Below are 19,180 nucleotides of genomic sequence, written 5' to 3' on the forward strand. Positions count from 1 at the left end.
GGGCCGGCGTTCGCCGTATTCGGAGCGGTCAGGGCAGCGCGGCGACCGCCTCGGCGTACGCGACGCCGGTGGCGATGGCGGCGTCCATGAGGACCCGCAGCTGCGCCGGGGCGACCCCGTGCGCCAGGTCGGTGGCCACGTCGCCGGCCAGCACCAACTCGTCGCCGAGGTCGTGCGCGTACGCCTTGGGCAGCAGCCGGTCATGGTTCCACGCGTTGCAGAAGGCGTACGCCTCGGCGCGGCGGGCCGCCGGCAGCCGACGGTTGGCCATGGCCCGGGCGTGCAGCACCTCACCGCGCTCACCGGCCCGCCGGAACTGGATCACCGCACCGTCCCAGTGGCCGACCACCGTCCCGCCCTCGTCGAGCACGTACCGGTCGCCGCGTCCGTCCAGGACGGCGGTGATCATGGTGAGGGAGAGCGTGGACAACTCGCGTTCACCCGGCTCGGCCTCGACGTCGCAGCGGTCGGTGTCGGGATCGTCGAGCCCGTCACCGTCGTCGTCGGTGGGCAGCGGAACCAGCGCCGCGAGGGGGCGCTCGGCCAACCAGGCGGCCATCCGTCCGGAGTGGTGCCCGGTCCCGTTGCGCGCGTCGAAGCTGCCGGCCAACTCGCTGGCCACCCCGAGCAGCAGCGTTCCGAGCGAAGCCACGTCCACCTCGGTGGCGGTCCGCTCGCCGTACGCCGGGCGGGGCATCGTCCGCCCGCCGAGCCCTGCCTCCACGGCCAGCGCACAGACCAGTGCCCCGGCGGCGGCGAACTCCATGGCGGCCAGATCGTCGGTCGGCCGGTCCAACCGGGGCAGCTGCTCGGCCAGAATGGCCAGGCCGCGTTCCAGGTGCCCGCCCAGCGCGCAGAACCGCAGGTGCGCGGCGAGGTGCCCGAACGCCGCCCGCTCGCGCCGGTGCCGGCGGTAGGCCCGCACGTGCGCCGCCGCCGCCCGCGCCGGCTCGCCGGTCCGCAGCGCCGGCAGCAGACCGGCGACCAGGTCCCGCTCGGGCTGGTCGGTGCAGGACCGCGGATCGCCGTCGGATGCGGCGAGTTCGGTGAGCGCGGCGCCCCACTCGCCCCAACCGGCCAGCAACTCGGCACGCCGGGCCGAGGCGCATCCCGGGCAGCCGCCGGCCGGGCCGGGCCGCTTCCCGGACCATTGCTCGTACCAGTGCCGGGCGGTGGGCTCGTCGCCCAGGTGATCGGCGATCCGGCAGTGCAGCTCCGCGACGGTCGGTGTGTCCGGGCCGTCCGCCCCGACGCGGTGGGCCAGGTCGTGCAGCAGCGACCGGGTCTGGTCCAGCCCGACCCTGGGGGTCCCGAGCAGCGCCTCCACCGCGTACCGCTGGTAGCGCAGCAGCAGCCCGTTCTCCGCGTCGGTGAGCAGGTCGGGCCGGTGGTCGGCGGCGGCCCGACAGCGCCGGACCGGCTCGACCAGCCGCCACCGCTCCCCGTGCAGCAGGTACGCCTCGATCAGCGCGAACCGGGCGTCCATCCCGGACCGGACGTCGCCGGCCGCGTCGGCGCGTTCGGCGAGCCGTTCCAGGGCCACCAGCCGGGCCGGGCCGTCGGGGAGGTCCCGTGCGTCGGCGAGCGCGGCCTCCAACGCCGGTACGCGCCCCCGGGCGAGGCGGTCGCCGGGCCCGGTGGGTGGCGTGCGGTTGCGGTTGCCGGTGGACCCGTCCCGGCCGCTCACGACGGCACCGCACCGGGCAGTCGACGGACCGCCACGGCCAGCTGGCAGCCGGTGGAGATGCCACAGTCGAGCAGTTGGTCGAGCTGGTGGGGGGTCACTCCGCGTTCCAGGTCGGTGATCACCTCGCCGTACACCCGGGCCCGGCCGTCGTCGTCGACGTGCACGAACGCCTTCGGCCAGAGCCGGTCGTGGTTCCAGGAGTTGCAGAACGCGTACAGGTCGGGCACCCGTTCGATGCCGAAGGTCGGATCGACCATGGTGCGGATCTGGAGCAGCTCCCCGTCACCACCGACGCGGAGGAACCAGATCATGTTGTCGTCGAATCGGCCCACCAGGTCGCCGTCGGGGGTCGGGCCGACGGACCGGCCGCGGGCAGCGAGCACCGCGGCGACCAGGTCGCCGGTCAGCGGACGCAGTGCGCCAGGGTGGCCGGCCAGCGGATCGTCCGGATCGCCCGCGAGTTCCGGCGACGCCATGGGGCATCCCTTCTGAGGCGGATATCACGACCGGCGGTGGGGTTCGTGTTACGACGCGCGGACACGACCCGGAAAAGCGGGGATCTGCCCGGCCCCACCGTTACCGTGACTCTATGGCGGGCCGTACCTCTCAGGCGAGCCGGCGACGCGGCGCGTCGCCGCGCGGTGGCACCAACAGTCGTGCCCGTCAACCGGCGAAGAAGACCCGGGCACCGGTCCGACGTCGCACCGCGCCGCCCCGGCCCGGCCCGGCGGTCTACGTCGGCCGCGCGATCGGTGCACTGTGGATGGGGCTGGCGCACGGGATGGGCTGGGCGGTGCGCGCCGCCGGGCGGCAGGCCGCCTCGGCCCGTGACCTCGACCCGGAGCACCGCCGCGACGGTGCCGGGCTGCTCATGTTCGGGCTCGCCCTGCTCTCCGCCGTGGCGCTCTGGCTGTCCGGAGCGGGGCCGGTGGGCGCGCGACTGGCCGACACGATCCGGCTGTTCCTGGGCGCGATCTCGGTGGTCGTACCGGTGCTGTTGATGATCGGGGCGTGGCGGCTGATGCGTCAGCCGGCGGACCCGGAGCATCGGGGCCGTGGGTTGATCGGTTGGGGTTCGCTGCTGGTGTCGACGGCCGCGTTGCTCCAGATCGGCCAGGACCCGGCCGACACGCTGGAGCGTGACTTCGCCGGCGGCCTGATCGGCGCGGGCGTCGGTGGGCTGCTGGAGCGGGCGGTGACCGCCTGGGTGGCGGTGCCGCTGCTGGTCCTGCTGCTGCTCTTCGGCCTGCTCGTGGTGACCGCGACGCCGATCAACAAGATTCCCGAGCGGCTGGGCCTGCTCGCCGGCGGGCTGGTGGGCGCACCGGAGACCGGCGAGGAGGAGGCGGACGAGCCGGTCGCCAAGCCGGCCCGCAAGCGACCCGCGAAGCGGATGCCCCCGCCACTGGACCCGGACGACTTCGAGGACCTGGACGGCGCCGACCTCCAGGAAACCATGGTGCTGCCGCGCAAGGCTCCGGCGAAGGTGCCGGCGAGCCGCAAGCCGCCGGTCGAGCCGCCGGAGCACTCGCCGGCCCCGACCCGGGCCGAGCAGCTCGCGTTGACCGGGCTGGCCGGGGACTACACCCTGCCGCCGGCCAACATGCTCAGCGCCGGGGCCGCGGCGAAGACCCGCAGCAAGGCCAACGACGAGGTGATCGCCGCGCTGACCGGCGTGTTCGACCAGTTCGATGTGGACGCCGCGGTCACCGGCTTCACCCGTGGCCCGACCGTCACCCGTTACGAGGTGGAGTTGGGCCACGGCGTCAAGGTCGAGCGGATCACCCAGCTGTCCCGCAACATCGCGTACGCGGTGAAGTCGCCGGACGTCCGGATCCTCAGCCCGATCCCGGGCAAGAGCGCCGTCGGTGTGGAGATCCCGAACACCGACCCGGAGAACGTCGCCCTCGGTGACGTGCTGCGCTCGCGGGCGGCGACCAGCGATCACCACCCGATGGTGGTGGCGCTCGGTAAGGACATCGAGGGCGGCTACGTGGTGGCCAACCTCGCCAAGATGCCGCACATCCTGATCGCCGGCGCGACCGGCGCGGGCAAGTCGAGCTGCCTCAACACCCTGCTGGTCTCCATCCTCACCCGGGCCACGCCGGACGAGGTCCGGCTGCTGCTGATCGACCCGAAGCGGGTCGAGATGACCGGCTACGAGGGCATCCCGCACCTGGTCACCCCGATCGTGACCAACGCCAAGAAGGCGGCCGACTCGCTGGACTGGGTGGTCCGCGAGATGGACATGCGCTACGACGACCTCGCCGCCAACGGGGTCCGGCACATCGACGACTTCAACCGCAAGGTCCGCAACGGCGAGATCAAGGCCCCGCCGGGCAGCGAGCGGGAGATGCGGCCGTACCCGTACCTGTTGGTGATCGTGGACGAGCTGGCCGACCTGATGATGGTCGCGCCGCGCGACGTGGAGGACTCGGTCGTCCGGATCACCCAGCTGGCCCGGGCCGCCGGCATCCACCTGGTGCTGGCCACCCAGCGCCCCTCGGTGGACGTGGTGACCGGTCTGATCAAGGCGAACGTGCCGTCCCGGCTGGCGTTCGCCACCTCCTCCCTGGCGGATTCCCGGGTCATCCTGGACCAGCCGGGTGCGGAGAAGCTGCTCGGTCGTGGTGACGGGCTCTTCCTGCCGATGGGCGCCTCCAAGCCGGTCCGCATCCAGGGCGCCTGGGTCACCGAGCGCGAGATCGCCGACGTGGTGAAGTTCTGCAAGGACCAGCGGGAGCCGGAGTTCCGGCCGGACGTGTTGGCCCCGGCGCAGGAGAGCAAGAAGAAGATCGACGAGGACATCGGCGACGACCTCGACCTGTTGGTGCAGGCGGTGGAGCTGGTGGTCACCTCGCAGTTCGGCTCGACCTCGATGCTCCAGCGCAAGTTGCGGGTCGGTTTCGCCAAGGCGGGCCGCCTGATGGACCTGATGGAGACCCGGGGGGTGGTCGGGCCGTCCGAGGGGTCGAAGGCGCGCGACGTGCTGGTCAAGCCGGACGAGCTGGACGAGGTTCTGGTCGGCCTGCGCGGCGACGTGGACTGACCGCCGGCCGACCCCGGACGCACGACGGGCCCGCCGGTATCCGGCGGGCCCGTGACGGGGAAGAGGTCAGTTGTTGATCAACGCGCCGATGATCACCAGACTGATGATCGCGGCGACGACGCTCGCCACGGCGGCGTACCAACCCAGCGGCTTGTCGCCCAGCACGGCGCCGACGACGCCTGCGATGACGCCGAGGACGCCAAAGATGATCGGGTTGAGCAGCAGGGCCAGGACCGCGAAGACGAAACCCACGATGGTGACGATGCGGGCGGCGTTGCTGCGGGGACGGGCGGTGCTCGGCATGTCGGCCATGTCTTCCTCCGGGTGAGAGCCTGTCGTGACAGATCGATCACTACCCACTGGTGGGGCCGGTCACGCCTGCCGCAGGGACACCTCAGTGGAAGATCTTCAACCCGATCACGCCCGCCACCACCAGCAGCAGGCAGAGGATCCGGGGCAGGCTCGCCGACTCGCCGAGCGCCAGCATCCCGACCAGTGCGGTGCCGACCGCCCCGATGCCGACCCAGACCGCGTAGCCGGTGCCGACGGGAATGTCCCGCAGCGCGTACGACAGCCCGGCCATGCTCAGCAGCAGGGTCACCACGAACACCACGGACGGGATCAGCCGGCTGAAACCGGCGCTGCGGTCCAGGGCGATCGCCCAGGCCGTCTCCAGCAGTCCTGAGATCACCAGCACGAGCCAGGCCATCGTTCACCTCACCGGAAGCGCCCGGGGCTGCCGCGCCGGGACGAGTCGAGTCTGCACGTCACGCGGGGCGTCTTGGCCTGACCGGGTACGCCCACCACTCGTCCGGAGTGACCATGAGCAGCCGGCCACCGGTTCCGACGCTAGCACCGCCCCCGGCGCCGTGGCGGTGACCACCGCCACGGGCCCGTTGACCTCTACCTGACTTCAACATGCACTATCGCCATCATGACCATGCTCTACGCCGACCCCGAGGTCGCCGCCACGCTGGACGCCGCCACCACGGTCGACGCCATGCGCGCCGCGCTCCTGGCCGCGTACGAGGGACGCCTGATCGCACCGCCCCGGGCCGCCGCACCGCTGAACGGCGGGCGGATGGTGCTCACCGCCGGGCACCTGGTCGGCGAGTGGTACGGCTTCCGCTCGTACGACACCTTCGGTCACCCGCAGGGCGAGCAGTTGGTGGTGCTGCACGACGCCCGGACCGGGGCGGTCCGGGCGGTGGCTGTCGGCGAGGAACTGGGCTCCCGCCGTACCGGCGGGTTGGGTGGTGTCGCTGTCGACGCGCTGGCCCGGCCCGACGCCGCCACCCTCGGTGTGATCGGCTCCGGCCGGCAGGCGTGGACCCAGGTCTGGGCCGCCGCCGCGGTCCGTCCGCTACGCGAGGTGGTGGTGCACAGCCGGTCCGCCGCTCGCCGGGAGACCTTCGCCACCCGGGTCCGTGCCGAACTGGGCGTGCCGGCCCGCGCGGTGGCCGACCCGGGCTCGGCCGTCGCCGGTCGGGACCTGGTGGTGCTGGCGACCACCAGCCCGACCCCGGTGCTGCGCGCCGCCGACCTCAGCCCCGGCACCCACGTCAACGCGGTCGGCTTCAAGCAACGCGACCGCAGCGAGTTCGGCACCGACCTGCTGGACACCGCCGATCTGCTGGTCACCGACTCACCGGTCCAGGCGGTCGACTACCAGCCGCCGATGCTCGCCGCCACACCCCCGTACCTCGGGCGGTTGCGTGACCTGGGCGGCATCCTGGCTGGCGCGGTCCCCGGCCGGACCAGCGCGGACCAGGTCTCCGTCTTCTGCTGCACCGGCCTGGCCGGCACCGAGGTGTTCCTGCTCGACGCGCTGACCCGGGTGGCCGCCCCGGCCCGCTGACCGGGCCCGGACGGGTGTCGACCGACATTGTGTCGACCGTCTCCGCAGCCCGCGTGCGTGGGCTCACCCGTCCGGCCCGGTACCCTCGGATGGTGTCTGCCACCTCTCCTTCGCCCGCTGACCACGCCGAGGGCCGTCGCGTCGCCCTGCTGACCCTGGGCTGTGCCCGCAACGAGGTCGACTCGGAGGAGCTGGCCGCCCGCCTGCACGCCGACGGCTGGCAGGTGAGCACCGACGGCGAGGGCGCCGACGTGGTGGTCGTGAACACCTGCGGTTTCGTGGAGAAGGCCAAGCAGGACTCCATCCAGACCCTGCTCGCCGCCGCCGGGACGGGCGCCAAGGTGGTCGCCGCGGGCTGCATGGCCGAGCGGTACGGCCGGGAGCTGGCCGACAGCCTGCCCGAGGCGCAGGCGGTGCTGAGCTTCGACGACTACCCGGACATCGCCGCCCGGCTCAACGCCGTCGTCGCCGGCGAGCAGATCAGCGCGCACACCCCGCGCGACCGGCGGGAGCTGCTGCCGCTGACCCCGGTGCGCCGCCGCGACAGCGGGGTGTCGCTGCCCGGCCACGGCACCGTCACCCGCACCGTCGTCGACACCGACGAGCACACCCCGGCACACCTGCGCCAGGTGCTGCGCCGACGGCTCGACACCGGCCCGGTGGCCTCGCTGAAGTTGGCCAGCGGCTGCGACCGCCGCTGCGCGTTCTGCGCCATCCCGGCCTTCCGGGGGGCGTTCGTCTCGCGTACCCCGGACGAGCTGCTCGCCGAGGCGGAGTGGCTGGCCAAGTCCGGGGTACGGGAGCTGGTGCTGGTCAGCGAGAACTCCACCTCGTACGGCAAGGACCTGGGTGACCCGCGCGCCCTGGAGAAGCTGCTGCCGCAGCTCGCTGCGGTGACCGGCATCGTCCGGGTGCGGGCCAGCTACCTTCAGCCGGCCGAGACCCGGCCGGGGCTGGTCGAGGCGATCGCCACGACCCCGGGTGTGGCACCGTACTTCGACCTGTCGTTCCAGCACTCCAGCGAGCCGGTGCTGCGCCGGATGCGACGTTTCGGCTCCACCGACCGGTTCCTGGAGCTGTTGGCCGGTGCCCGTGCCCTGGCCCCGGACGCGGGCGCCCGGAGCAACTTCATCGTCGGTTTCCCCGGCGAGACCCGCGCCGACGTCGACGAGCTGGTCCGGTTCCTGACCGAGGCCCGGCTCGACGCGATCGGCATGTTCGACTACAGCGACGAGGATGGCACCGAAGCCGCCGGCCTGCCCGGCAAGGTCTCCGCCGCGACGATCAAGCGGCGCTACGACCGGCTCAGCGCCCTCGCCGACGAGCTCTGCTCGCAGCGGGCCGAGGACCGGCTCGGCTCGACCGTCGAGGTGCTTGTCGACTCGATCGAGGACGGCGTGGTGGAGGGTCGGGCGGCCCATCAGGCACCGGAGGTCGACGGCTCCACCACCCTGGTAGCACCGGCCGAGGGCGGGGTCGACCTGGCCGCGCTGCGCCCGGGCGATCTGGTACGCGCGACAGTGACCGGCACCGAAGGGGTGGACCTGCTCGCCGTGCCGGATGAGATGATCTCGGCGGCGCCCGGCGCGGCACGGTGACGGCGGGCCCGAGCAGCGGAGCGGGGGACGCAGGTGGTGCGGTGCCGGGAACGCCACGGCGGCCCGAGCGGAGTGCGGCGGTGACCGGGGCGACGGAGTCGACGCCCGGCCGGGTGGTGGCCGTGGTGCCCGTCGTCAACGCCGCCAACGCGCTGACCGCCCTGCGGCTGGTGCTGGTGCCGGTCTTCGCCGCCTCGGTGATCATGTCCGGGATGACCCACGCCGGGTGGCGGATGGCGGCCTGCCTGATCTTCGCCGTGGCCTCGGCGACCGACCTGGTGGACGGCTGGATCGCCCGCCGCTTCGGGCTGGTCACCTCGGTGGGCAAGGTGGCCGACCCGATCGCCGACAAGGCGCTCACCGGTGCGGCGCTGGTGCTGCTCTCCTGGTACGACCAGCTGCCCTGGTGGGTGACCGCGCTGATCCTCGTCCGTGAGCTGGGCATCACCGGGTTGCGGTTCTGGGTGATCCGGCACGGCGTGATCGCCGCCAGCCGAGGCGGCAAGGTCAAGACGGCGCTCCAGATCCTGGCCATCGCCTGGTACCTGTGGCCGATGCCGGCCGCGCTCGCCGCCGTCGGGCCGTGGATCATGGCAGCCGCCGTCCTGGTCACGGTGGCCACCGGCTTCGACTACATAGCCCAAGCCCTCCGCCTACGCCGCCCCCGCTAACCCCCACCCCACCCCCACTCCACCCCGTTGATCATGAAGTTGTTGCCATCCGGCGCGGCGTGTTGTGGCAATAACTTCATGATCGACGCGATTGGGTCGGGGTTGGGGTTGGGGATTCAGGGGTGGGGAAGGAAGGACTGGGGGATGCGGCGAGGGGTGAGGGCGAGGTGGCGGTGAACAGCGCTGGGGTGAGTGGTGCCGAGGTCGGCGGTGCCGAGGTCGGCGGTGCCGAGGTGGGCAGCGCGGCGGCCGCCGTGGTGCACCGGTTGTCCGAGCGGCACGAGACGCTCGCCACCGTCGAATCCCTCACCGGCGGGTCGCTGGCCGCCTCGATCGTGAACATCGCCGGGGTCAGCGGGGTCTACCAGGGTGGCCTCGTGGTCTACGCCACCGAGCTGAAGGCGACACTGGCCGGCGTCCCCGCCGACCTGCTCTCCGAACGGGGGCCGGTGGACCCGGAAGTGGCGGCGGCGCTCGCCGAGGGCGGCCGGCAGCGGTGCGGTGCGGACTGGGGACTGGCCACCACCGGAGTCGCCGGTCCCGAACCGCAGGACGGTAAACCGGTGGGCCTGGTCTACGTAGCGGTCGCCGGCCCGAACGGCGGTGAGGTCCGCCAGCTCGACCTGGACGGTGGGCGCGACCACGTCCGGGCGGCGGCGGTGGTCGAGGCGCTGCGGCTGCTCACCGAGCGGCTGGTCGCCGCGACACGGTGAAAGCCGCCCGGGGCGGGGTCGGACCGCCCGGACAGGCCCGCCCCGGCGAACCGACGGGCGGGGCGGGATGTCGCCCGGGCGCGCAACGGGTACGGTTGCGGGAAGGCTCCGACGTTCGGGGTCGGCGTGGTTCGCCGCGACCGGCTGTCCAGCGCCGGGCGCGAGGAATCCCTCTGGGGGAGGTGCGATGATCCTGCTACGCCGGGTGATCGGTGACGCACTGCGAGCGCGCCGGCAGGGCCAGCAGCGCACGCTGCGTGAGGTCTCCACCGCCGCCAACGTCAGCCTCGGCTATCTCTCCGAGATCGAACGGGGGCACAAGGAGCCGTCCAGCGAGCTGCTCGCCGCGATCTGTGACGCCCTCGGTGCCCGCCTGTCCGAGCTGCTGCGTGAGGTGAGTGACACCGTGGCGCTCGCCGAGCAGATGCCCGAGGTGCTCGTCTCGATGCCGGACGAGCCGGCCGACGCCACACCCAAGAGCACCAACCGGGGGGTCCGTCGGGTCACCTCCGACGGCAAGGTCGCCGTCTCGGTCCGCCAGGACTCGCCGCTCAAGGCCACCCTGCGCAGCACCCGGGTCCGCCCGACCGAGCGCGACCGGGACGTGGTCTGCGCCGCCTGACCCCGATCCTGCTGACCGTGGGCGGGGTGGCCCCGGCCGCGTAGGGTTGCTCGCAGGAGCCGCCGGTGCTGTCGACCGCCCGGTACGGATGCCTCGTTGGCGTTCGGCTGGGACGATGGAGACCGGCCGGTGACGGTCGGTCGGTTCAGCCGGCCCGGCCGTGGTGGAGCGACGCTACTGAGGGGATACCACGATGGCTAACCCGTTCGTCAAGGGTTGGAACTACCTGATGGCGCTCTTCGGTGCAAAGATCGACGAGCACGCCGATCCCAAGGTGCAGATCCAGCAGGCCATCGAGGATGCCCAGCGGCAGCACCAGGCGCTGGTCCAGCAGGCCGCCGCGGTGATCGGCAACCAGCGGCAGCTGGAGATGAAGCTGTCCCGGCAGATGTCCGAGGTCGAGCGGTTGCAGGGCAACGCCCGGCAGGCCCTGGTGCTGTCCGACCAGGCCCGGGCCAAGGGCGACGAGGCCGAGGCGGTGCGCTTCGAGCAGTCCGCGCAGACGCTGGCCAGCCAGCTTGTCTCCGCCGAGCAGGCCACCGAGGACCTGAAGACCCTGCATGACCAGGCGCTGGGCGCCGCCGCTCAAGCCCGTCGTGCGGTCGAGAACAACTCGATGATCCTTCAGCAGAAGCTCGCCGAGCGCACCAAGCTGCTCAGCCAGCTGGAGCAGGCCAAGATGCAGGAGACGGTGGCCCGCTCGCTGGAATCGATGTCGTCGCTGACCGCGCCGGGCACCACCCCGTCCCTGGACGAGGTGCGCGACCGCATCGAGCGGCGGTACGCCAACGCGATGGGCCGCGCCGAACTGGCCGGCAACTCCGTCGAGGGCCGTATGTTGGAAATTCAGAAGGCCACCATCGACTCGGCCGGCTCCGCCCGGCTGGAGCAGATCCGGTCCAGCATGGCGGGGGAGCAACTCGGCGGCGCGACCCAGCGACCGGCCGTACCGCAGGCCGAGAAGACCGGCCCGGCCAACGACCCGACCGCCGCCGCCCGACTGGACGAACTGCGCGCCAGCATGGCCCGCGAACGGGGCACCGGCGACCCCACCGCCGCCGGCTGAACGACCGGACCGAGGAGGTCACTGTGGCAGACGAGCGGACCCGGTACTTCCGGAGGCTGGGTCGGCTTCGCCGGTCGGCCCGACGGTGGAGCGTGCTGGCCGGTGGGCTCGGCGGCGCGGCGGTGGTGCTGACCCCGTACGCCGGTCTTGGTCTGCCCGACGCGGCCTGGGCCGGCGCCGCGGGCAGTGCGATGGCGCTCGCCGCCTGGCGGTGGATCGACGTGCGTGCCCTGGCCGCCCAGCCGGCACCTCCGGCGCTCGACCCGGCCGAGGCGGCAGCCCGCTCGCGGGCCCGGTTGATCGCCGCCGTCGAACGGCTGCCGGTCGGCCCGGGCGTGCTGGCCGAGGTGCGCCGGGTCCGTTCCCGGATCGCACTGCGCGGCACCAGCGCCGGGGAGCAGTGGGTCCGCCTGGACCGGGCGGCGCTCACCCTGGCCGGGATGGCCCCCCGGCTCACCGGGCTGGCCGAGCCGGCGGTGCTGGAGGCAGCCGCCGCCGACCGCTCGCTGCGCGACCTGGCCGCCCGGGTGGCCAGCGTCGAACGCGGGCTGCGGTTGGCCCCGGCCGACGCCCGGCCGCCGCTGGCCGAGGCGCACGCCGCGCTGACCGCGCAACTTCAGGCCGGGGTGGCGGCGTACGAACGGCTGGTGGTCGCCGCCGCCGGCTATCTGGCCGAGGACGCCCGACCGGAGAGCGCCCACCCGGCTGCCGACCGGCTCACCGAGGCGACCGACCTGCTGCACGGGGTCGCCGGGGCCCTGGCCGAGCTGCGGGCCGTCGGCACCCCGCTGCGCGCGCCGACGCGCTGACCGCACACTCCCCGGAGCGCGGGCCCGTCACGGTGGTGTCGTCACCAGGACCGGCCCGGTGTACGCCGAGGTGCCAACGACGTTGAACGACCGGATCCGGTAGTGGTAGGTCACCCCCCGGGCCAGCCCCGTGTTGGTGAAGCCGCGGCCGGTCACCGTGAAGGTGGCCACCTCCTGGTCGAAGGTCGGGTCGAGGGCCCGCTGCACGGTGAACCCGGACCCCGGGCCGCCGGGGGTGCTGGCCGCCCACGCCAGGATCACCGTCGCGGTGTCCGGCCCCGGCGCGGTGGCGGTGGCGCTCACCCCGCTCGGGACGCCCGGCGGGGGTGGCGAGGTCACCGTGGCGACCGTCGACCACGCCGAGGCGGCGCCCAGGTAGGTGGTCCGCACCCGGTAGTAGTACGTGGTGTCCGGTGCCACTGTCGCGTCCAGGTGGTTGTCACCGACCCCGATCGCCGTGGTGCCCGGACCACTGGTGAACGTCGGGTTGGTGGCCCGTTGCACGTCGATGCCGGTGGCGAACGACCGGTTCGTCCAGCGCAACGCCACCCGCAGCGGTGCCGCCGGCGGGAGCGCCGCCACCAGACCGTTCGGCGCGGCCAGGTGCACCGAGGCGGGCACCCCGTTGGACCAGGACGAATAGCTGACCGTGTTCTCCGCCCGGATCCGGTAGTGGTAGGTCACCCCCGGGGTGACCGTCGCGTCGGTGTACCGGGTGGCAGCGGCCGCAACGGTGATCGTGGTGACCTCGCCGCCGAAGGTCGCGTCGGTGGCCCGTTGCAGCAGGTGGCTGGTGGCGGCCGGTCGCCCGCCGTTGCTGGTCCAGGCCAGCGCGATCGCGGGTAGCGCGGTGGCTGACCCGGGCACCGGCGTGGCGGTCAGCCCGGTCGGTGCCTTCGGCGCCACCCGCAGCACCAGCGGTCGGGTCATCCCGCCGTCGCGGTGGCCGGCGAGCTGGCTGTGCCAGCGGTACTCCCAGCCCAGGTTGACCAGTTGGTTGACCACGGTGGCGGGTCGCCCGTCGGCCGGGCTGACCGGCGTCGAACCGGCCCGCGCGCCGGCCGGGCGACAGGGGTCGAGCAGCCGGAGGCTGTCGCCCAGCTTGAACGGCAGCACCGGCGCGACCGGACGCAGCGCCACCACCACGTCCTCCCGGGGGTTGACCCGGACGATCCCCTTCCAGCCCAGCTCGGTGTCGTGCGGGGGGCGCAGCGTGCCGTCCCAGCCGACCCGATTGATCACCTGCAGGTCGCAGCCGTCGACCTGCACCGGCTCGGTCTGCCGGACGTTGCCGCTGATCCGCCAGAGCTGCGTGCCGTCGGTGGGGGCACCCACCGGTACGGCGGTGTCGGTGGCGAACAGCACCTCGGTGACCGGGTCGGTCGCGCCGAGCGGCAGCGTCGTCGGGTGGAGCGGCCCGGCGTGCGGGTGCCCCACGCCGAGCCGGCCCGCCAGCCGGCCGTGGTCCGGCTCGAAGATCGGCTGTGCGGCCTTCACCGCGATCGGCAGGGTCACCGGACCGTTGCCCGCCGTCGGCGTGAACGTCACAGTGGTGGCGTGCACCGGCACCGTGGTCCGCGTCGCCGTCCGGGTGCCGAACGCCTGGTCGTACGCCGGTTGCGGGACGATCGGCGGGCGCTGGCTGGCCGCGTACGCCACGGGTAGCCGGTCGCGCAGCCGAGCCAGGTCGTACGGCGGCGCGGGTGTGCCGGTCACCCGGAACTGGAGCAGAGTGCGGGTGTTCGGGCCGTACCCCGGTTCGGTCGGGGGTGGGCCACCCTCGGCGCTGCGGTCCGGTGCGCCGGTGTACTGGTCGTAGCGGCTGTCGAAGCCGGGCAGCGGGGCCGGAGCGTCGTTGTACAGGATCAGCGTGCTGCCCGGTGGCACGGCGGAGAAGTCGACGAGCACGTCGGCCCGCTCACCCGGTGCGAGCAGCAGAGTGTGCCCGTCGACGTTCAGCACTGTCGGGTCGAGCCGGTCGTACCGGTAGCCGATCGGTCGGTTCGGCAGCACCACCGGGGTCGGCAGGAGACCGGCCTCGTTGCCGATCTGGATGAACTCCGGGCCGGCGGCGCGTGGGTCCGGCACACCGCCGTCGCGTCCATCGGTCGGCCAGCCCGCCGGCCGGTCCGCCGCGCGGGTGGCCGGCACCATCGGCACCTCACCGGCGTCGGGGTCGGCGAGTGCGCCGTCGGCCGTCCACATCGCCGCGTCGGAGCGGGCGCGGTAGAGCTGGAGGTTGAGGCTGCGGTCCAGGCAGGCGTTGAGGATCCGGAACCGGTACGCGCGCGGCAGCACCTCCAGGTACGGGTAGGCGACGCCGTTGACCAGCGGGGTGTCGCCGTACGCCTCGGGGACGGCCGACGGGTGCGGGACGCCGGGGCTCAGCGGCGGCTCGTCCGGGGCGTCGACCGGGTCGTGGTACGGATTCGGCACCCAGCCGTCGGGGTGGGTGTCGTGGGCTGCGGCGTTGCGGGTCCAGGGGCCGTAGTCCCACCGGCCGGTGCGGTTGCGTCCGCCGGAGGAGTACGGGTTCTGCCGGGGTTGGTAGACGTGCGGATGCCAGAGGCTGCCCCGGGCGCCCCAGCGTTCCCGGTCCCAGGTCGGGTCCTCGGCGGCGAGTTGGGCGTCGTCCGGGACGAACGTCTTGTCCTCGATCACCAGGGGCACCTGGTCGGCCGGCAGCACCGCGTCGGTGACGAGCTGGTCCTCGGCCGGGTCGGTGAGCAGGTAGAGCGCGAGCTGTCCGCCGTAGACGGTGAGCCGGGCCAGGCCGAGGGTGTTGTCGTGGAACCACAGCAGCCGGCCGCTCTGCTCGTTCGGGAAGTAGAGGGTGGTGGCCCCGGCGCCGGGCGCCGGCATGTCCGGCACGTGGGCCAGCCCGGGTCCGGTCGGGTACGGGGTGATCTCCCCGGCCGGGGTGATCCACTGCCCCGGGTTGCCCGCGCTGGTCCAGCCGGTCTGCGCCCCGGCGAGGTGCAGCACGGCCCGGTTCTGCGGGTACGGCGCCGGTCCGTCCAGCGGGCCGAGGCCGGCCCCCTCGATCGTGTCGTCGACCGGCAGGAACAGCTCGCCGGCCCGGCCGGTGGGGAGTTGGTTGATGAACTTCACCCGGACCGGTCGACCCCGACGGGCGAGGATCATCGGCCCGAGGTGCCACTGTCGCTCCGGTGGCACCACCGTGTTGTGGCCGGCCGAGTCGGTGCCCAGGTTGAGCTGCCGGTAGCCGCGCAGTCGGGTGGCCGGCAGGTCCCGGTGCAGCCGTTGCGCGTACTCCTGTAGGCCGATCTCGTAGTAGTCGCAGCCCGGATAGCTGATCGTGTCGGGCACTGCCACCGGCAGTTGGCTGCCGAGGTCGCCGCGGCCCGGCTGGCCGGGGAGGGGTAGCGGGTCGATGAACTTGCGCAGCCCGGTCCCGGCCGTCATCTGCCCGTCGGGGTCGCGGGTCGGGCGAGGGCTGTGCGCGAAGTTCGGCACGGGGCCGAAGTAGCGGGGCACCACGGCCGGGTCCAGGCTCGGTGTCGCGACGACCTCCTCGGCGGTACGCGCGGCAGGCACGGACGCCCCCCGGCCGGTGGCGGGGGCGTCGGTGTCGCGGGTGGTCCGCGTGAGGAAGGTGGAGCGGAGTCTGCGGAACATCGCCATGACTCTCCCCGGTTCGGGGCGCGAGGTTCGCCACCCCGGCGTGGGGAACCTCGGCACTCTGCTGACGGTCGGTGAGCGCTCAACCGCAGCATGCGACGTCGGCGGCCGGTTAGGAATTACCCAATCGTCCGTTTCTGCGTTGGGTCTCGATCGATGGGAGCCTGGTCAGCCGGCTGGTGGCGGGGCCGGGCGTTCGGGCTGGCAGACCGGGCACCAGTAGGTGACCCGTTCGCCCAACTCCTCCTTGCGGATCGCGGTGCCGCAGCGGCGGCAGGGCTGGGCGCGGCGGCCGTACACGTAGCTGGTCTGCCCCCGGTGCAGCGAGCCGGTGCTGCTCTGCGTCCACCGACCCCGGTTGGCGGCGAGCAGTCGCTGGGCCAGGGTCACCATGCCGGTCAGGTCGGGCACCGCGCCGACCGGGGTCCACGGTGACACTCCGCGCAGGAACAGCACCTCGCACTTGTAGAGGTTGCCCACGCCGGCCAGGTTGCGCTGGTCCAGCAGCGCCTCGCCGATGGTCTGCTCCGGGTGTTCGACGAGCCGACGGACCGCCTCGGCCGGGTCCCAGTCCGGCCCGAGCAGGTCGGGGCCGAGGTGGCCGACCAGGTGGTCCTCGTCGGCGGTCGGCACCAGTGTCAGCTCGTGCAGGTGGTAACCGACGGCCACCGCGCCGGGGCTGCGCAGCACCACCCGGATCAGGTGCGCGGGTCGACCGCTCCAGCGTTCCCCCGGGGCGTACGCCCGCCAGGCACCGTCCATCCGCAGGTGGGAGTGCAGGGTCCAGTGCTCCTCGGTGGGGGTGTCGAGCCGCAGCAGCAGGTGCTTGCCCCGGCTGGCCGACTCGCGGACGGTCCAGCCGGTCAGATCCGTGGTCGCCAGTTGCGGCACTCGGAAGTCACTGCCGGTGATCCGCGTGCCGGCCAGCGCGCGGTGCAGCACGCGCGCGGTGTTCCAGACGGTGTCGCCTTCGGGCACCCTGCCATTCTCCCTCTTCGAGCAAGATTCGCATGTGTCGCCATTTGTACACAGGTTCCTCATGATCTCCTGACATGCGAAGGTCAGGGAGTTCTGAGGAGAATGCCCATGACGCGACCCCGTCGTCGTATCCCGTCCGTCGCCCTCACCGCCACCCTCGCCCTCCTGCTCACCGCAGCGCTCCTACCCACCACCGGTAACGTCCCGGCCGCACCCGCGGGCGCACCGATCGCTCTCGTCGCCGCCGCACCCGGCGTCGAACGGTGGAGCGCCGACCTCACGATCGTCGACCGCGACGACGTCAACGTCCGACGCACTGCCGCCGGCCTCCGCCTGCGGGAGGCCCGGCCCGCCGGGCGCGGTGCCCGCAGCCCGCACAGCGCCGTCGCCGAGGGGATGCTGCTGACCGCACCCCGCACCCTCGCCCGGCCGGCCACCCGGGTCCGCGCCGAGATCGACGCCGCGGTCCCCGCCGGGGCGACGGTGGAGGCGCAGGTCCGCGGCTGGCGGACCGCCGGCTGGACGGAGTGGCGGGCCGCCGGTGCCGTCTTCGACCGGCCCGTCAGCCGGGTACAGGCCCGGGTGGTGCTCACCGCCCCCGACGGGGGCGCGACGGCGACGGTACGGGGCGTGCGGCTCACCGCCGACGCGAACGCCGCCGTGTCCGCCGCCACGCCCGGTCGCACCTACCGGGTGTACGCCACCCGCATCGGGCTGGTCGGTGAGGTGACCGCCAACGGCCGTACCGTGCAACCCCGGGACCACTTCGCGGCACTGCCGTCGCGGCGCGGACTCTCCCCGCTCAACACCGGCGACTACACCGTGCGGGTCTGCACCACCAACGGCGCCCGCTGCGAGTACGCCCCGGTCTGGGACGTCGGGCCGTGGAACACCCGCGACGACTACTGGAACCCGTCATCGGTGCGGGAGAACTGGAAGAACCTGCCGCAGGGTCGGCCCGAGGCGCAGGCCGCGTACCAGTCGGGCTACAACGGCGGCCGGGACCAGTTCGGGCGGACCGTGCTCAACCCGGCCGGCATCGACCTGGCCGACGGCACGTTCTGGGACGGGCTGCGGCTGACCACCAACGCCTGGGTCGACGTCGCCTACCTGTGGACCGGCGGCGGGCCGCGCGGCGTGGTCGGCGACGGGCCGCTCAACATCCGTACCGGGGCCAGCACGTCGTACGCGATCCGTGGCCTCGCCGCCCGGCTGGCCCACGTGCCGATCCAGTGCTACGTCACCGGTCAGTCGGTCGCCGGCCCCTACCGCACCACCACCCGCTGGAACCGGCTGGCCAGCGGCCAGTACGTCAGCCACGCGTACATCTCGAGTGTGTACGGCGGCAGCGTGCCGGTCTGCTGAGCCGCGCTCACCCCGTCGGGCGCCGCCTCAACGTCAGGGGCGCTCGTCGGGGCGAGCCGTGCGCACCATGTCCTGGTAGCGCGGGTGGCTGGCACCGTAGACGGCGTAGTTGAGACGGGCGTGGGTGAGGCTCAGGTCGCCGTTGGGACCACCCCGGACGGCGTCGGCGTCGGCGTCGGTCTGACCGTCGTCGGTCCAGAAACAGACCGGACAGGTCCCCCCGCCGGTCCGAGACGCACAGCAGGGACAGCCCGCAGGAACCACATGCTCACCCACCGGAGAAGCATTCCACAGTCGAACATCAGCCCGATACCCGCAGCAGGTCCCCTGCGGACACCGCGAGGAGGTCCACGGCCCGTCCGCCGTTGACCGCGACCGCGACCAGACCGGCCGAGTCGACGTACGTCACCAGACCACCGGCCGGGGCGTCGCCGAAGGTGCGCCCGTGCACCGCCACCCGGGCCGGTGCGGGTCCCGGAGGACCCACCCGCAGCGTGGCCGGCAACGGATCGAGCAGCTCGGCCGGTGCGGCCAGTTGGACGTTGCCGAAGTGGTCCACGGTCAGCACCTCGGCGGTGAATCCCTCGACGTCCCGCGTCACCGTGGGCGTCGGCAGCCGCACCAGCCCGGCTGGGTCGACAGGTGGACCCGCCTCGGCGAGCGGCGCACCGAGCGCCAGCCGGGCCGCCACCGGCGTGAAGACGTCCCGCCCGTGGAACGTGCCGGACACCCGGGCGGCCAACCAGCGCGGCTCGGTCAGCTCGACCGCGTCGGTCACCCCACCGAGCGCGGCGGCGGCGTCCAGCAGCAACCCGTTGTCCGGGCCGACCAGCAGCCCACCCGGGGCGGCCAGCGCGACACCCCGCCGCGCGGTGCCGACACCCGGATCGACCACCGCCACGTGCACTCCCTCCGGCAGGTACGGCACTGTCTGCGCCAGCACCGCGGCACCCCGCCGGACATCCCCGGGCGGCACCAGGTGGGTCACGTCGATCACCCGGGCGGCCGGCGCGATCCGGGCGACGACCCCGTGACAGGCGGCCACGAAGCCGTCGGTGAGGCCGTAGTCGGTGGTCAGCGAGATCCAGGGCACTGCGGACATGCCCGCAGGCTAGTGGAACC

17 protein-coding genes and 1 riboswitch are annotated in these 19,180 nt (G+C 73.4%); of the genes, 9 read left to right on the forward strand and 8 right to left on the reverse strand.

The window, feature by feature from the left end; all coding sequences use genetic code 11:
* Positions 1-28 precede the first annotated feature (28 nt).
* Positions 29-1,687 carry a type III secretion system chaperone family protein gene (locus QSK15_RS08220; RefSeq protein ID WP_377620561.1) on the reverse strand — a complete coding sequence of 553 codons (1,659 nt, stop codon included), beginning with the start codon at positions 1,685-1,687 and terminating at the stop codon, positions 29-31.
* Positions 1,684-2,163 (reverse strand): YbjN domain-containing protein, encoded by a 480-nt coding sequence (locus QSK15_RS08225; protein ID WP_285793599.1) that lies wholly within the window; start codon positions 2,161-2,163, stop codon positions 1,684-1,686. The genes QSK15_RS08220 and QSK15_RS08225 overlap by 4 nt, the downstream gene beginning before the upstream one ends.
* Before the next feature lie 113 nt (positions 2,164-2,276).
* On the opposite strand from QSK15_RS08225, the gene QSK15_RS08230 reads away from it, so the two are divergent.
* Positions 2,277-4,736 carry an FtsK/SpoIIIE family DNA translocase gene (locus QSK15_RS08230; protein ID WP_285793600.1) on the forward strand — a complete coding sequence of 820 codons (2,460 nt, stop codon included), beginning with the start codon at positions 2,277-2,279 and terminating at the stop codon, positions 4,734-4,736.
* Between the two features lie 66 nt (positions 4,737-4,802).
* Here QSK15_RS08230 and QSK15_RS08235 read toward each other — a convergent pair whose 3' ends face one another.
* Together QSK15_RS08235 and sugE are read right to left on the reverse strand one after the other, a co-directional pair.
* Positions 4,803-5,048 (reverse strand): hypothetical protein, encoded by a 246-nt coding sequence (locus QSK15_RS08235; protein ID WP_030336834.1) that lies wholly within the window; start codon positions 5,046-5,048, stop codon positions 4,803-4,805.
* 82 nt (positions 5,049-5,130) lie between these two features.
* Positions 5,131-5,445, reverse strand: coding sequence for a quaternary ammonium compound efflux SMR transporter SugE (gene sugE / locus QSK15_RS08240; protein WP_091400443.1), 315 nt, complete (start codon positions 5,443-5,445; stop codon positions 5,131-5,133).
* 61 nt (positions 5,446-5,506) lie between these two features.
* Positions 5,507-5,577, reverse strand: a riboswitch (guanidine-III (ykkC-III) riboswitch).
* Positions 5,578-5,670: 93 nt separating this feature from the next.
* Here sugE and QSK15_RS08245 point away from each other — a divergent pair.
* The 7 genes from QSK15_RS08245 (at position 5,671) to pspM (ending at position 12,073) form a co-directional block, all read left to right on the forward strand.
* Entirely contained in the window at positions 5,671-6,594 is a 924-nt protein-coding gene (locus tag QSK15_RS08245) for an ornithine cyclodeaminase family protein (protein ID WP_285793601.1), read from the forward strand.
* A gap of 89 nt (positions 6,595-6,683) precedes the next feature.
* Positions 6,684-8,192 carry a 30S ribosomal protein S12 methylthiotransferase RimO gene (gene rimO, locus QSK15_RS08250; RefSeq protein ID WP_285793602.1) on the forward strand — a complete coding sequence of 503 codons (1,509 nt, stop codon included), beginning with the start codon at positions 6,684-6,686 and terminating at the stop codon, positions 8,190-8,192.
* 80 nt (positions 8,193-8,272) lie between these two features.
* A complete protein-coding gene (gene pgsA / locus QSK15_RS08255; RefSeq protein ID WP_030336827.1) occupies positions 8,273-8,863 on the forward strand; it encodes a CDP-diacylglycerol--glycerol-3-phosphate 3-phosphatidyltransferase in 591 nt (196 codons plus the stop codon).
* 233 nt (positions 8,864-9,096) lie between these two features.
* Positions 9,097-9,576 (forward strand): CinA family protein, encoded by a 480-nt coding sequence (locus tag QSK15_RS08260; RefSeq protein WP_285794358.1) that lies wholly within the window; start codon positions 9,097-9,099, stop codon positions 9,574-9,576.
* A 187-nt stretch (positions 9,577-9,763) separates the two neighbouring features.
* Entirely contained in the window at positions 9,764-10,198 is a 435-nt protein-coding gene (locus QSK15_RS08265) for a helix-turn-helix domain-containing protein (RefSeq protein ID WP_285793603.1), read from the forward strand.
* A 193-nt stretch (positions 10,199-10,391) separates the two neighbouring features.
* Positions 10,392-11,264, forward strand: a complete 873-nt coding sequence (locus QSK15_RS08270; RefSeq protein ID WP_124777699.1) for a PspA/IM30 family protein — start codon at positions 10,392-10,394, stop codon at positions 11,262-11,264.
* A gap of 23 nt (positions 11,265-11,287) precedes the next feature.
* A complete protein-coding gene (pspM, locus tag QSK15_RS08275) occupies positions 11,288-12,073 on the forward strand; it encodes a phage shock envelope stress response protein PspM (protein WP_285793604.1) in 786 nt (261 codons plus the stop codon).
* Positions 12,074-12,100: 27 nt separating this feature from the next.
* Here pspM and QSK15_RS08280 read toward each other — a convergent pair whose 3' ends face one another.
* Together QSK15_RS08280 and QSK15_RS08285 are read right to left on the reverse strand one after the other, a co-directional pair.
* The gene (locus QSK15_RS08280) at positions 12,101-15,718 is read right to left on the reverse strand and encodes a hypothetical protein (protein ID WP_285793605.1); all 3,618 of its coding nucleotides are present in this window, start codon (positions 15,716-15,718) and stop codon (positions 12,101-12,103) included.
* Positions 15,719-15,883: 165 nt separating this feature from the next.
* Positions 15,884-16,693, reverse strand: coding sequence for a DNA-formamidopyrimidine glycosylase family protein (locus QSK15_RS08285; protein WP_285793606.1), 810 nt, complete (start codon positions 16,691-16,693; stop codon positions 15,884-15,886).
* A gap of 108 nt (positions 16,694-16,801) precedes the next feature.
* Between QSK15_RS08285 and QSK15_RS08290 the strand changes: the two genes are divergently transcribed.
* On the forward strand, positions 16,802-18,058 hold the full coding sequence (locus QSK15_RS08290; protein WP_285793607.1) for a DUF8814 domain-containing protein: 1,257 nt from the start codon (positions 16,802-16,804) through the stop codon (positions 18,056-18,058).
* Between the two features lie 33 nt (positions 18,059-18,091).
* On the opposite strand, the gene QSK15_RS08295 is transcribed toward QSK15_RS08290, so the two are convergent.
* Positions 18,092-18,334, reverse strand: a complete 243-nt coding sequence (locus QSK15_RS08295; RefSeq protein WP_030336813.1) for a CPCC family cysteine-rich protein — start codon at positions 18,332-18,334, stop codon at positions 18,092-18,094.
* 25 nt (positions 18,335-18,359) lie between these two features.
* Positions 18,360-19,160 (reverse strand): SAM hydrolase/SAM-dependent halogenase family protein, encoded by an 801-nt coding sequence (locus QSK15_RS08300; RefSeq protein WP_285793608.1) that lies wholly within the window; start codon positions 19,158-19,160, stop codon positions 18,360-18,362.
* Positions 19,161-19,180: the final 20 nt, after the last annotated feature.

It is taken from the genome of Micromonospora sp. NBRC 107095, assembly GCF_030269705.1.
In the GTDB taxonomy this organism is placed as follows: domain Bacteria; phylum Actinomycetota; class Actinomycetes; order Mycobacteriales; family Micromonosporaceae; genus Micromonospora; species Micromonospora parva.

Excerpts from the sequence above, each read along its gene's own strand:
- QSK15_RS08300 (WP_285793608.1), bottom strand. The coding sequence starts at position 19,160 with ATGTCCGCAGTGCCCTGGATCTCGCTGACCACCGACTACGGCCTCACC.
- QSK15_RS08270 (WP_124777699.1), top strand. The coding sequence starts at position 10,392 with ATGGCTAACCCGTTCGTCAAGGGTTGGAACTACCTGATGGCGCTCTTC.
- QSK15_RS08245 (WP_285793601.1), top strand. The coding sequence starts at position 5,671 with ATGACCATGCTCTACGCCGACCCCGAGGTCGCCGCCACGCTGGACGCC.
- sugE (WP_091400443.1), bottom strand. The coding sequence starts at position 5,445 with ATGGCCTGGCTCGTGCTGGTGATCTCAGGACTGCTGGAGACGGCCTGG.
- rimO (WP_285793602.1), top strand. The coding sequence starts at position 6,684 with ATGGTGTCTGCCACCTCTCCTTCGCCCGCTGACCACGCCGAGGGCCGT.
- QSK15_RS08225 (WP_285793599.1), bottom strand. The coding sequence starts at position 2,163 with ATGGCGTCGCCGGAACTCGCGGGCGATCCGGACGATCCGCTGGCCGGC.
- QSK15_RS08290 (WP_285793607.1), top strand. The coding sequence starts at position 16,802 with ATGACGCGACCCCGTCGTCGTATCCCGTCCGTCGCCCTCACCGCCACC.
- QSK15_RS08280 (WP_285793605.1), bottom strand. The coding sequence starts at position 15,718 with ATGGCGATGTTCCGCAGACTCCGCTCCACCTTCCTCACGCGGACCACC.
- QSK15_RS08230 (WP_285793600.1), top strand. The coding sequence starts at position 2,277 with ATGGCGGGCCGTACCTCTCAGGCGAGCCGGCGACGCGGCGCGTCGCCG.
- QSK15_RS08235 (WP_030336834.1), bottom strand. The coding sequence starts at position 5,048 with ATGGCCGACATGCCGAGCACCGCCCGTCCCCGCAGCAACGCCGCCCGC.
- QSK15_RS08265 (WP_285793603.1), top strand. The coding sequence starts at position 9,764 with ATGATCCTGCTACGCCGGGTGATCGGTGACGCACTGCGAGCGCGCCGG.